We start from the raw sequence: 13341 nt of genomic DNA, 5'->3' as shown, positions 1-13341 counted from the left end.
TCTGTAGATGCGGAGCAGCCTTTGGGTGGGCCTACGGGCCGGGATCCAAGAAGACCTACTTCAATGAGATGGAATCCACTTCGAACTTCATGGATGGGATTCGTCAGACGGCAATGCTCGTGAAAGAAGCACTACTCCCATCTCGCCAAAAGCGCCCCATCAAAACCTAGGGAGGTCCCAATGTCAGACACCCTATTGCTTGAAGTGACCACGCCGTATAAAAACGTGTTCTGCGGACACGTTCCAGAGGTCCAGTTCTCCACACGATATCGAGAGAAGCACAGCATTCTTCCGGGACACACGCCTTGGATCACACTTGTTGGAAGCGGCCTTCTCTGGTTCACAATCCAAGGGCAAGAACACTGGATGACTTTGATTGGCGGCATCGTCGAGGTCCACGGTAACAAGGTCGCCATTCTTGCGCGTCTATCAGAGACCGTGGGCACACGTGAACTCAACGCTCTCTGGACGGCGAAGCGAATGGCTGAGAAAGCCCTGCGGGAAGCTCGGAATGAGTTGAGTCGCGCGAATGCGAAGGTGGCCCTGGAACGGTCCTTGGTGAGCGATGGCGTGGTGGATCTGACCATGCTGCTTGCGGGATCGCACCCGCCCCTATGCACAAGGTACGGGTGCGAAACCTGCCAATGCTGCTCGGAGAAATGCCATGAAGCTTCACCCCCGGGGTGCAGGAGGCGCGGCAGGTCCCAAGCCCATCCGCCAATTACATGGCTCCCGCTTTCGAGTCAATGAGGAGGATTTATGAGCGCTAACGACATTACGGTGTACACCTGCCCCATGCATCCAGAGATCCTCTTGCCGAAACCGGGCCTGTGCCCGAAGTGCGGCATGACGTTGGAGCCGGTGGCTCCGCAAGCAGAAGAAGCGGAGACCGCGGAGCTCTTGGATTTCCAACGCCGTTTCTTCTGGACCCTTCCCCTCACCGCCGTTGTGTTCATCATCGCGATGTTTCACTTCCCAATTCCAGGTGTCCCGCTGCATGCCCGCTCTTGGGTGGAATTGGGACTCGCCACACCGGTAGTCCTGTGGGCCGGATGGCCATTCTTCGTGCGGTTCGCGCAATCAGTGCGGCACCGTGTGCCCAATATGTGGACGCTCATCGGCTCGGGGGTCGCGGCCGCCTATCTCTACAGCCTGGTGGCCACGCTAGCCCCGGCGGTCTTTCCCGTGTCCTTCCAGATGGATGGCCGGGTTGGGGTCTACTTCGAAGCCGCAGCAGTGATCGTAACCCTCACCTTGATGGGCCAGATCCTCGAATTACGGGCGCGCTCCCAGACTTCTGCGGCTATACGTTCCTTACTGGGCCTCGCGCCCAAGACCGCGCGCCGTCTCAAGCAGGACGGCACCGAAGAGGACGTTCCACTTGATCAAGTGTCCATCGGCGACCGACTCCGGGTGCGGCCTGGGGAGAAGATTCCGGCGGATGGAGCCATTCTCGAAGGCCGCAGCACCGTGGATGAATCCATGCTCACGGGGGAACCCATCCCGGTGATGAAGGAAGTGGGGCAGGCAGTCATCGGCGCAACCTTGAACGGAACCGGTGCGCTGGTGATCCGAGCCGACCGCGTGGGCTCCGAGACAATGCTCTCCCAGATCGTCAGCCTGGTGGCCCAGGCCCAACGCTCCAAGGCTCCCATGCAGCGCATGGCCGACAAAGTCTCATATGGTTTTGTTTTGGCCGTGATGGGCATCGCGTTGGTCACATTGTTGGTGTGGGGGCTGTTCGGTCCCCAGCCCTCATGGGTCTACGGAATCCTGAATGGTGTCTCGGTGCTCATCATCGCGTGTCCCTGTGCGTTGGGTTTGGCCACACCAATGTCGATCATGGTCGCCACGGGGAGGGCCGCTACCAGCGGTGTGCTTTTCCGCGACGCCGAGGCCATTGAGACACTGGAAAAAGTGGATGTCCTAATTGTGGACAAGACCGGTACCTTGACCATTGGCAAACCAGCCTTTCGCCGTGCGGTGGCCGCTCCAGGATTCACGGAAGATGAAATCCTCCGGCTGGCATCCAGCCTCGACCAGGCAAGCGAACATCCGCTGGGCAAGTCCATCGTGGATGAAGCCACGCTCCGTGGGCTCGCTCTTGGGAAGATCGAAGAGTTCGATTCAGTCACCGGGATGGGGGTCCGGGGCCGAGTGGATGGGAAGGCCGTGGTTCTGGGAACCCAGCGGCTCCTGGAGGAATCCCAGGTGGATATTTCCCCTCTCAACACCGACCTTGAAAGCCTTCGGGCGGAAGGCTCAAGCGTCATGATCCTGGGTGTTGATGGCAAGATCGCCGGGCTCATCGGAGTGGCCGATCCCATCAAGCCATCGACGCCAGAAGCACTGACCCTCCTCAAGGCAGCTGGCATCAGAGTGATCATGGCCACCGGCGATGGTGTGACTACTGCCAAGGCGGTTGCCTCCTCATTGGGCATAGCGGAATTCCATGGCGATGTGAGGCCGCAGGATAAAGCGGAACTCGTGGCGAAACTCCAGGCGGAAGGGCATATCGTCGCCATGGCTGGAGACGGCATCAACGATGCCCCCGCGTTGGCCCAGGCCCAGGTGGGCATCGCCATGGGCACGGGCACCGATGTGGCCATGAACAGCGCCCAGGTGACTTTAGTGAAGGGAGATTTGCGGGGCATCCTGCGGGCGCGCCACATTTCCGAGGCCACTGTGGCGAACATGAAACAGAACCTGCTCTTCGCCCTGGTCTACAACGCGTTGGGCGTGCCCATTGCCGCGGGTTTGCTTTATCCCTTCAACCACCTATTGCTCTCGCCGCTTATTGCCGCCCTCGCCATGAGCTTGAGTTCGGTTTCAGTGGTCGCAAACGCTCTTCGTCTGCGCCACTGATCACCATTAATGAAAGGGAATTCTTGATCCGACCGCTAGCCAATGCCATCTCGCCACCAGGTCATCCCTTCCGGGGGATCGTCCTCTGGACCGCACTGATCGCCTCATTGTCCGGTCTTCACGTGGTCGCTCAAGGAGCCGATTCTCCACTCTTCGCTGGAATCACAGCGCGGTTGTTCCTGATTCCGGTGATATATGCTGCTGTGACTGGCGGCCTTGCCCAGGGATTCAGCGCCGGGCTCGCCGCTGCTCTTTCCCTGTCCGCGGTCATGCTCTCACACACGAGCCATCTGTACGGAGGCGCGTGGAATGCCTCCTACATCGAACACTTGATCGAGGCGCCCTTCTTCATCTTGTTTGGCACACTCACTGGACTATTCCGTGACCACGTCCGGCGCGAGAAAAGCCAGCGAGAGCGCACCGTCGACCTCTTTTCTCGGTTCGTTTCTCCGAGCGTCGTGAAAGAAATCCTGCAACGCGGGGCGGTTCTCGAAGGCGAAGAGACGGAGGCGACGGTTCTGTTCGCCGACGTCCGCGGATTCACGACTATGTGCGAGGGCATGGCGCCTGCGCGCGTGTTCCAATTGCTGAACGCCTTTTTTGGCGAAATGGTGGCAATCGTCTTCGCCGAACGCGGGCTACTCGACAAATACATCGGTGATGCCGTGATGGTTATCTTCGGCGTGCCCATCCGGAGCTCCGACCATGCGGCTTGCGCGGTCCGGACGGCCCTTGCCATGATCGGGCGTTTGGAAGAATTGAATGCTAAAAAATTCTTCGGCGATGTGCGTATCAACATTGGCATCGGAATCCACACGGGTCCGCTCATGGCTGGCCACGTGGGCTGCTTGGAGCGGATGGAATACACCGTGATGGGAGACACGGTCAACGTCGCCTCCCGGCTTCAAGCGCTGACGAAGGAATATGACGTTCCGATACTGGTTTCCGAGGCTACAAGGGCGGCGATCACCGATCCCAGTGAATTCAAATTTCTAGAAATGGATCCGGTGACGGTGCGAGGCCGCTCCCATTTGCTGAAGATCCATGCTCTAGGCGCCTCGACCGGGGGGATCGCAGCAAGGTAGGACAACATGCCGCGGGCAGGAGGCGCCGGGCTCGCCGTCAGCAGCCTCGGCAGGAAGCCGCTGATTCAAGAGTTGATCAATTCCACGTGAGACCGTGGCCACCGCGTTGGGACTCGTTCTCCGAAAAAATTTGAACGCGAACGTCACATCGAAAGAACGGAGTTTGATTCATGAACCGAGACATTTTGATTGGTATCGTGATGGGCCTCCTAGGGGGATTCATCATCGGATATTTCACCGGCACCAGCCGTTCATCCAGCCAGGCGCCACCCGCCATCGCTGCGGCGATTCCCATGCCTCTTTCCGGCGCGGCTCCTATTGGGATCCCCCCCGATGCTGGCACCATTCCCAACACGACGGAAGCTCAGGCGCGCATGTTCAGCAACCTGCAGCTAGTCGCCCGTGAGCCTAAGAACCTTGTGGCATGGACGCAGCTGGGCAACGACTACTTCGACACTCACCAGCCCCAGAAAGCCGTGGAGGCCTATGCCAAGGCCTTGGAATTGGAGCCGAACAATCCAAATGTTCTCACCGATCAAGGCATCATGTACCGTCAGTTGATGGCCTATGACAAAGCTATCGCCAACTTTGAAAAGTCTTCCAAACTCGACCCAAAGCACGTGCAGAGCCTATTCAACATGGGGATCGTCTACTCTCAGGATCTGAAGCAGAACGAAAAGGCTATCAAAGCCTGGAACCGTGTCATCGAAATTGCTCCCACGAGCCAGCAGGCGGCCCAGGCTCGCGCGGGCATCGCTGAACTCAATTCGCATCTCAAGATTCAATAGGTCGTTTCACCGACTGAAATTTAAATCCAACCTTGCTGGATCGTCGGCCCCCAATATCCAAGGGCACAATTCTATGCCCTCATGACTCAACACCACGTGGTTCAGTTGAAGTAGTGCCTTCAATCACCGCTCAATATAGAGTTGGCGCCAAACCAAGGTGGTGTGGCGACTCGCTGCCTCCATCATCAATTTCGGTTCGTCTTCAATGATTGATAGCTTCATTGTGGTTTGTTGAGTATCCAACACTTCACCGAGGCGCATTCGCCCGAACCTGTTGGTATGCCAGCTGTTCGAGGTGCGGCTTGTATTGGATTAGGTACTGCCCCTTCTCGGCTCGATCAGAGAAGCTGCTCCCAGCCAGAAGCAAGCGCGTGGCGGCCCGAGCCTTTCCGCTCGGCCAATGCTCGAATTCCATTCGATAAACTGCCACGAACAGCTCTGTTCTGCCGATGCCGTGATAACAATGAATGAGCACGGGTCGGTTGGCAGGGTCGGATAACGCTTTCAGGAAAAGGTCCACGGTTTCTTCTGTGGGGACCTGGGGCGTCGGGAGATGGATATGCCGCACACCGATTGCGGCTAACGCGGATGCTTCGGCTTGAATTGTTTCAACCTCGGTCGTATTCGTGCTGTCCTGGCTTGGTGTGTAGGTCCGCAAATCGATGACCGAACGGAGACCGAGATCCTTGGCCACCTTTTTCAGATGGTCCGGAGACATGGCTCCTGATTTGTAGACTTGCCCCTGAGTCACAGTTCCCAGACGATGCCGGAAATGGATGTCGTAGGTATTCCAACCTCCGATGCCAACAGCAATTGCGACAACAAGCCCCAGAGCCATCCGTCTCCTGGAATATCGGCGACGTGGTGTCGATGAGGCTTCTAGCATGAGTTCTCCCAGCCTTTCATTATCAGCCATGCTTTTTGTCGGGGTGCGGTCGGTGGTAATGAGATTCGCGTCAGCAGAACCACCTTCGCACTCAGCATGCACGTCTCACCAAGCTCGGCTGGCCACCAGGATCGCGGTGACGAGCCCTCCCGTGACCAGGCCCGCCGCCAACAGCTTGGGGCCTGAAAGTCGGGTCCAAAGCACGATCCCTGTGAGCGTGAGGAAAATCAGGCCCCCGGCGAAGGCGTCCGTCAGGAGGATCCATCCAGCCTGGGATCCGTCGGCCTTGTGCAGTCGCTGGAGGGCCGCAAGGACGTTGGCTTCCCGTTGTTCCAGCTCCACCGTACGATTTCCGGGGGTGTAGGTGGCCCGAGCGAAACGGGCGTGGCCGTTGAGCTTCACGGTCCACTGTTCGGCGGTGATGACGGGAGCACCACTGAAACGGACGGAGCGCGCCGTGTCCACGCGCCACTGGGCGCGCTCGAGGGGGAAGCCAAACCGCGCGGCCAGGTCTCGGGCCAGAACCTCGGCGGTTGCGGGGGAAGGCGCGACCTCCACCTGAACCCTTTTCTCGTCCAGGTGTCCCGCTTCCACCTTCATCACGGACCGGTGATTGAGCAGCAAGCCCGTGATGCCAAACAGGAGGCCAAATGTGGCGCCTGCCAGCCCGACCCAGGCGTGAGCTTGACGAAGCCAACGCAGGAACCGGGGGTTCATAGGACCACTCAGGAAAGGCATGGTGTTCAAACTAGAAATGAAAACGAGCGGTCACTTGGGCGGCGAGGGGCCCGCCAGGAAGCAGGAGGATGTCGCTGCCTCCGTGCCCCGACGCGATGTATTTACGATTGGTCAGGTTGTAGGCGTTGAGGGCCACCTCCCAAGCTTTGGCGCGGTAACGCAGGGCCCCGTCGAAGGTGACGTAACCCCCCAGGCGCACCAGATTGGAAGCCGACGCGAAGCGGTCTCCGGAAGCGTTGACGCCCAGGCCCGCACTCCAGCCCGGCGCGAAGGCCCAATCCGCCCACAAATTCCCGCTGTTCAATGGGGTGAGGGAGGGACGATGCCCTTCCACGGGAACTCCCGATACCTTGGTGCCGGGTGTGGATTTGGTCAGGCGCGCGTCCAGGTAGGCATAGCCCCCGTGCAGACGCCAGGCGGAGCTCACTTGGCCGTCGAAGGTCGCTTCCAATCCGCGAGTCCGTTGGGTGCCGATGGGCACGAGGAGGGAGGGGTTGGCGGGATCGGCGCTCTTGATGCCCGTGCGTTCGAGGTCGAACACCGAGAAGGTGGCGGAGGCCCGGCCTTCGAGGAGATCCAGCTTCAGGCCCGCTTCCAGATTGCGGGTCTGTTCGGGGTCAATCTTGGCGGTATTGACCGCTAACTGGGAGAGTTCGCCTGAGGGCTGGAAGCTACGGCTGAAGGAGAGGTACCAGGACTGCACGGCATCCGGCTGGAAGACCAGGCCCGCCCGGGGGCTCCAGGCGGCGTCGGTGCGCTCCAGGCGCCCGGGCGCGGGCCGCTGCAGCTCAGTTTCCTGGCGGTAGCGGTCGTGGCGCAGGCCCAGCAGGGCCTTCCAATGCTCGGAGAAGGTGATGAGATCCTGGACGTAGAAGGCGGTGGTGCTTTGGTCCGCCACGGTCTCGGTCACGGCGGGCGTGCCCAGGGTCAGGGGTTTCAGGATGGGGTTGAAGAGCTCCACGGTGGCCACGTTGGTAAAGGTGGCGAAGCGGCCGTACTTGGACTGATGGCCCAGCTCCATTCCGTAAAGCAGTTCGTGGAACACGGGGCCCGTGGAAATGCGCTGCACCAGTTCCAGCTGATTGAACCAACCTTGTTCCTGGCGCGAGACGTCGCCGTGATTGAGGCGCACCTGCCGCGTGGCGGCCAGCACCTGGCCGGGCATTGTGTTGTGGCGGTCCAGTTCGAAATCGTAGGTGCGGAAGGTGTTGCGCAGTTCGAGCGTCTGTGTGAAGCGGTGGTCGAAGCGGAGGTACTCTGCGTCCATGGTGGACTCGGTGAAGTCCTCGCGGCGGGCGTCGGGCGAGCCATAGTAGGTCTCCCGGGGGACGTCCACCGGGCGGCCATCCAGGGAAGGGATGCCGAAATCCGTGGGGCGCTTATCCCGCAGATGATCGAACTGGGCCACCAGGCGGGTGTTCTTGCCGAAGGTGAAAAGGATGGAGGGGGTGGCGGCCTCGCGCTCCAGGAAGGCTTGGTTTCGGAATCCCCCGCTGCGCTCCACGGCCGCCGTGGCGCGGTACGAGATTGACTCCGTGGCCGAATTCCCGAAATCCAAAGCGGCCCGCTTCTGATTGAAGGATCCGCCCGTGAGTTCCAAGGTCCCGTGGTGCAAGCCGTCAGCCTTCTTGGTAACGCGATTGATGACGCCGCCGGAGCTGCCGCGGCCATAGAGCACGGAGGCGGGGCCCTTCAGGACCTCCACCTGGGCCACGTTGGAGAGATCACGAAAGTACATGGCGTCGTCCCGCAGGCCGTCCACGAACTGGTCGCCGATGGCGGAAAAGCCGCGGATGGAAACCTGGTCCCGCTGACCGTCGCCGCTGCTGAGGCCCACGCCAGCGACAGTGCGCAGCGCGTCCTGCATGGATTTCGCCCCCTGATCCTGGAGCAGGGCTTCGGTCACCACGTTTACTGTTTGTGGAATGTCCTTGAGAGGGGCGTCCAGCTTGGCTGCAGAGGTGGCTACAGGGGCTTGGTAGGCATTAAGGCGAGCAGACTTCTTGGGGCCTTTTTTGGCTTTGACCTTCACTTCAGGAAGAACGGCCTCGGTTCGTGGGGGCGCCTGGTTGGGTTTCTCCTGCGGGGATAGGCCTGTGATCAGGAAGAAAAGCATGGAGTGGAGCATGGAATTCCTTTGGGCAGAGGATCCCCCAGCCCTCGGAAAGGGCCAGGATCAGGTTAGAAAAGTTGTTTAAGCGTCCAGTTGGAAGGAAAGCGGGACCAGGACCCAGGCGGCGAGTGGCTCTAGGCCCCGACGTGCGGGAGTGAATCGCCAACAGCGGACTGTTCCGAGGGCCGCCAGATCCAAGCGAGGATGGCCGCTGCTTTGGCGGATCTCCACCTGTTCGGCGAGGCCCTCAGGATTAACGAACACACGAAGGATTACCCTGCCTTCTTCCCCCAGGCGCTTTGAGAGAATCGGGTAGTCGGGCTCGGGATTCTGAAGGTAGGCAGCATCGAATTGTGGTGGCACAACGGCACCCACCTGGCCACCAACCATGCCGCCCGATGCCCCACCTGGAACGCCCCCGATCCTACCGCCGTCCCGGCCCCCAGGAGCGCCATCTGCCCGGCCATTTGCCTGGACGGAAAGGTGAATCGAGGCTGCCGGTGGATCCGGGGCAGGACGAATTTCATCGAGTGTCGGGACAGGGATGGGTTCATCGGGTTGAGGGGGTGTTGGGGCTGAAGTGCGAGGTCTCCCTAAAGGGCTAGCGGGTGGCGGCGGTGGTGCAGAAATAGATTCGAAGTCGTTGAGATCCACCGTCACAATCCATTTAGGAGCCGCTTCAGGCGGGCGACTCGTGATCAACGCGATCCCGCCCACCAGGAGTCCACCGTAAGCAACCAGCGAGAGGGCAAGCGCCCGCACCCTGGACCCCGATGGAGGAGCGCCGAGACTGGGAGGTTCTGGTAAGGGCAAATGAGTAGGTGCTCCCTCGGTGGCGGCAACAACCGGCGAAGTTAGCGCCATGGGCCATTCACCTAGGGAGGCGGAAAGGGCAGAAGGGGCGAAAACGTTTTCCATGGATTCAGTATATAGGACAGAGACTCAGTCGCAATAAGATTGTGAAAAACGTCACACCGACAAGAAGCCAATGCGCACAATTTGTTAATAGGTTTGAGGTTGCTGGCTACAATTGCCTCAAACATCGGGAGCCCCCATGATCAGCCCCAGAATGCAAGCCGCCCTCAACACCCAAATCAACCTCGAGCAGTACTCAGCCCAGCTCTACCTGGCCATGAGCGCCCACTGCGATGCCTTGAGCTTCAAGGGCTTCGCCCACTGGCTCAGGATCCAGGCCGTCGAGGAAACGGCCCATGCCATGAAGCTCATCGACTTCATCCTGGAGCGCCACGGCAAGCTGGAATTGCAGCCCATCACCGTTCCCCCCGCGGAGTTCGGCGGTGTCATCCAGGTCTTCGAGAAGACCCTCGAGCATGAGAAGGGCATCACCGCCAAGATCAACGCCTTGTTCGAACTGGCCCGCACCGAGAAGGACTACGCCAGCGAGATAACCCTTCAGTGGTACGTCACTGAACAGGTGGAGGAAGAATCAAACGTAGGCCAGATCGTGGACCATCTCCGAGCCGTGGGCGACCAGGGCGGCGGCATCTGGTACCTGGACTCCAGGATGGGAAAGCGCTCCAGTAAGTAACTAACACCCAGGTCCCGTGCCGTTGAAGCGGCCTTTCTTGTGGGTCCGCTAACTTCTTGGAGCATCCAATAGGGCCGAGCAGGCACGGTATGGTTGGTATGGACAGCCTTGAACTCCTGGCGCTCTTGGAAATGGCACATCCCGAAGATTTGGAGTAACGCCGAATCCCAAGCTACGGGCCAACAACGCCATGCTTATGCAAGCTTCGCCAACCGTTGCAGAACCTCTCGGTCCACCCCAAAGCGACACAAGGCGTCGCAGTGAGTCTCGAGATCCGTAAAGAGAATGAAATTTGGCCTGTTGCGCAGTTGGCCGAAGGAGGGACGGGCCAGCTGAGCGCGGACTTCACCTTCTCTCGAATCTGGCGCCACCAAATAGAGGTGGGGCGATGGATCCGGCATCGAGAGGCTGAGGTCTTGAAGGCGGAGAATGCCCGAGTAGATCGAGGTGCTCTTCTCCACCTCGAAGGCGCAAACAACTTCGGAATCTTTCAGCCAGAGGACATCGATCAATTCGATGGTGCTCTGGATTTCTGATTTCAATCTTTCGAGTGGAAGCGCAGCCAGAGATTGCTCTCCCAAGGTACCGCCATAGCAATCGGGCGAACGGCGATCATTCCGTGCGACCCAAACTTGATAGCCCAGGGCGCGACCAATTTTCAGCAAATGCGCTTGCATGCGGGCGTGGAGAGAAGCTTCCTGAGCTTCACTCAACACTTCCTTGTGCCGCTTCTGAATGGCTTTCTGGAAACTCGACTGATCGAAGGCCACCGCTGTTTCCGCATTCACTTCAATTGCGAGCTTGCCGATGCCCAGGTCGAAGAGAAGGCCAGATATGGCCCCGAGATCTTTGGAGAGGGCGCTGAGGTGCGTCGCATTCAACTCCGAGATGCCACGGCGCATAACGAGATAGTCCTCCCACGAACCCAACTTAATACGGGAGTCCACGAGCGCGTTGAACCCCCTTACCATGGCGGTATTGAACGGCGGGAGCAGTGTGGGGTGAAGGAAGTAGAGGATATTGGCGACAGCCGGGCCCAGGCCTTTGATACGCATTGCGTCCAGCCGATGGATGGCATCGAGCAGTTGGTCTTCGCGAGTCGCCCGCAGCGCGGTTTCCAGGAAGCGGGCGAAGGCCAGTTGATTTCCCCGGTGCTCATAGATGTCCGGAATCCTCAGCTTCGGCTTCCAGTAGAACGCATGCGCGGCTCCCTGAAAGACCTGCTTCTGCTCTGTGATGGCCGCCATCACGACTTCCAGGCTTGAACCCTTGAAGTCGCTTGGAAACGACCCAGAAAGGATGTCCTCCACCACCTGCTGCACCCCTCGCCGGATCGTTCGGAAGGCTTTCAAGCGATCGCCCCCAAGGAACCATGTTTGGTAGACGGATTCTGGATCCTGGCGGTAGAGGGTGAGCAGTTCGGGGATCAAAGTCGGCATTTCAAGATGTTCCAAAAGGTGGAGATTGGATGGACTGACTGTCGAAATGGAGACAATGCATTCTAAGACCCTTCTTACGCTCGAGTCCTAGGATTCAGTCAGCCCGGCGCTTCCCCGGTTCCCTTCAACCATTCCTCCCAGATCCGGCCAGATCACTTGGGCAGCCGCTGTGGCCAAGATGAAGAATATCGTCGATATTGTTAAGTCAGAATTCCAACTGCCAACCGAACCGGAGGACCAAGATCCTCTGCAGTTGAAGGACACCGCATGTGGCCAATTCACCTGAACCTGGGTTTCAAGGTCGTCTACTACTACGAGGGGTTCTATTTCCTCGTTTCCATCTTGGCCGCAGCAATCCTCATCATTCATCGGTTCAGAAAGGCTGGGCTCGATGCCGGGGTTTTCACGCGCAGCCTCACCTGGATTCTCCTGGGTTCGATCCTCGGAGCCAGGATCTTTCATTTCCTCTTCTGGGATGTGCAGGCGATGCTCACAAGCCCTCTAGCCTTCTTCCGCATATGGGAAGGCGGGCTTTCGATCACGGGTGGTTTGGTGGGAGGCGTCATCACAGCCTTCATCTGCTTCAGCCGCGCGAAGGTAGACTTCTGGCGCTACTTCGCCGCCGCTAGCCCAGCGGTCCTCATCGGACAGGCTATTGGCCGTGTTGGGTGCTTCCTGAACGGGGATGCGTGGGGCATCCCGACCCGTGTGCCCTGGGGGGTCTCACTGCCGAAGTTCGGAACTCTCCTTCCTGAATGGAAAGCTGATCATCGCGTCCCAGGCGAGGCATGGACCTGGTGCGTCAACCAGGGTTTCACGAACCCTGCAGCCCTAACCACCGTGCCGCTCCACCCCACCCAAATTTATGAAGCTCTCGGAGATCTGCTCCTGGCGGGCATGTTGGTTTTCCTTGGACGAACCCTGGCGAAAAGGGACGGCCCATGGCCGATCGTTCTTTGGTTCCATCTCGGCGGCTATTCCGTCCTGCGTTTCGGACTGGAATTCCTCCATGGAGACAGGGATGTCACGGTCTGGGCGGGCATGACCGCCCTTCAGATTGGTCTTCTAGCATTCGCAATGCTGAGCAGGGCGCTGTTCATAAGGGCTGGCAGTCAAGCCAATCATTGAGCAGTGGCCAGGAACACGGAATATTCCTTCCCTTCCTTGAGTGTTACTGTGGCGGTCTCCAGATGAATCTTTTGGAAGCCTGCGCCTTCTAGCCAGGCCTGGATTTGATCCCGTGAAAAGCCACGGTGATGGATGCTCACACTGGCTTCATGGAAACTGCCATCCTCCTCATCCAGATCGGCCAAGGCAACCTGTCCACCGGGGCGGAGGTGCTGCATGAACTGACGGAACAGTGCGGGCACATCGGCGAGGTGATGCAGGGTCATGCAGCTCACGATGAGGTCGTAAGGGCCGCCAAGACCCCCAACCCCCGTGTTGTCCAGCGATATCAGGCGCACGGAAATCCCCAGTACTTCGGCCTTTTCCGCCAGGGTCTTCAGCATGCCGGGCGAGGTGTCGGCTCCAGTGATAGATCCGACTTGTGGTGCCAACTCCAAAGTGACGAGCCCCGTGCCGCAGCCGAAATCCAGGACGGTTTGTTCCTTCGTCAGCAGCACCCGTACTGCAATGGCCTGTGCCACCTCATGAGCCAGCGCCACGCGCCGGTCCGCGAGATCCCAGGTCGCCGCAGCCTGATCAAAATGTTCGGTCCCTGACATGGAGCCTCCTTACAGGGAGCGGTTACAAGGCAAACGCCATCACCATCTACGACTGTAACCCAAATAGGCGGCAGCGAGAATGACCTACGGGTCGCACCCAAATTATCAGCTCCACAAGGACATAAATATTAGCAAATATTCTTGATTTTTA

The 13341-nt window shown here is 59.2% G+C and carries 12 protein-coding genes; 6 read left to right on the top strand and 6 right to left on the bottom strand.

Going from position 1 to position 13341, the window contains the following annotated elements:
• Positions 1-180: 180 nt before the first annotated feature.
• The 4 genes from IPQ13_07735 to IPQ13_07720 all read left to right on the top strand — a co-directional run bounded on the left by IPQ13_07735 (position 181) and on the right by IPQ13_07720 (position 4738).
• Entirely contained in the window at positions 181-750 is a 570-nt protein-coding gene (locus IPQ13_07735; protein ID MBL0210781.1) for a hypothetical protein, read from the top strand.
• Between the two features lie 9 nt (positions 751-759).
• Positions 760-2865 (top strand): copper-translocating P-type ATPase, encoded by a 2106-nt coding sequence (locus IPQ13_07730; protein MBL0210780.1) that lies wholly within the window; start codon positions 760-762, stop codon positions 2863-2865.
• A gap of 23 nt (positions 2866-2888) precedes the next feature.
• Positions 2889-3950, top strand: coding sequence for an adenylate/guanylate cyclase domain-containing protein (locus tag IPQ13_07725; protein ID MBL0210779.1), 1062 nt, complete (start codon positions 2889-2891; stop codon positions 3948-3950).
• Between the two features lie 170 nt (positions 3951-4120).
• Positions 4121-4738, top strand: coding sequence for a tetratricopeptide repeat protein (locus tag IPQ13_07720; protein ID MBL0210778.1), 618 nt, complete (start codon positions 4121-4123; stop codon positions 4736-4738).
• 247 nt (positions 4739-4985) lie between these two features.
• Here IPQ13_07720 and IPQ13_07715 read toward each other — a convergent pair whose 3' ends face one another.
• The 4 genes from IPQ13_07715 to IPQ13_07700 form a co-directional block, all read right to left on the bottom strand.
• Positions 4986-5576, bottom strand: coding sequence for a tyrosine-protein phosphatase (locus IPQ13_07715; protein ID MBL0210777.1), 591 nt, complete (start codon positions 5574-5576; stop codon positions 4986-4988).
• A gap of 153 nt (positions 5577-5729) precedes the next feature.
• Complete coding sequence (locus IPQ13_07710) at positions 5730-6341, bottom strand: PepSY-associated TM helix domain-containing protein (protein ID MBL0210776.1); 612 nt, start codon at positions 6339-6341, stop codon at positions 5730-5732.
• 31 nt (positions 6342-6372) lie between these two features.
• Positions 6373-8490 carry a TonB-dependent siderophore receptor gene (locus tag IPQ13_07705; GenBank protein ID MBL0210775.1) on the bottom strand — a complete coding sequence of 706 codons (2118 nt, stop codon included), beginning with the start codon at positions 8488-8490 and terminating at the stop codon, positions 6373-6375.
• 66 nt (positions 8491-8556) lie between these two features.
• Positions 8557-8898, bottom strand: a complete 342-nt coding sequence (locus IPQ13_07700) for an energy transducer TonB (GenBank protein ID MBL0210774.1) — start codon at positions 8896-8898, stop codon at positions 8557-8559.
• Positions 8899-9529: 631 nt separating this feature from the next.
• On the opposite strand from IPQ13_07700, the gene IPQ13_07695 reads away from it, so the two are divergent.
• Complete coding sequence (locus IPQ13_07695; GenBank protein MBL0210773.1) at positions 9530-10024, top strand: ferritin; 495 nt, start codon at positions 9530-9532, stop codon at positions 10022-10024.
• 194 nt (positions 10025-10218) lie between these two features.
• Here the strand turns inward: IPQ13_07695 and IPQ13_07690 are convergent, their stop codons facing one another.
• A complete protein-coding gene (locus IPQ13_07690; GenBank protein MBL0210772.1) occupies positions 10219-11463 on the bottom strand; it encodes a hypothetical protein in 1245 nt (414 codons plus the stop codon).
• Between the two features lie 267 nt (positions 11464-11730).
• Between IPQ13_07690 and lgt the strand changes: the two genes are divergently transcribed.
• On the top strand, positions 11731-12591 hold the full coding sequence (lgt, locus tag IPQ13_07685) for a prolipoprotein diacylglyceryl transferase (protein ID MBL0210771.1): 861 nt from the start codon (positions 11731-11733) through the stop codon (positions 12589-12591).
• On the opposite strand, the gene IPQ13_07680 is transcribed toward lgt, so the two are convergent.
• The gene (locus tag IPQ13_07680) at positions 12585-13190 is read right to left on the bottom strand and encodes a methyltransferase domain-containing protein (GenBank protein ID MBL0210770.1); all 606 of its coding nucleotides are present in this window, start codon (positions 13188-13190) and stop codon (positions 12585-12587) included. The two genes, lgt and IPQ13_07680, sit on opposite strands and share 7 nt — an antisense overlap.
• Positions 13191-13341 lie beyond the last annotated feature (151 nt).

It is taken from the genome of Holophagaceae bacterium (assembly GCA_016720465.1).
Lineage (GTDB): Bacteria > Acidobacteriota > Holophagae > Holophagales > Holophagaceae > JANXPB01.
Note: the sequence above shows the minus strand (reverse complement) of the source record. Positions and strands in the feature narration are given on the sequence as shown.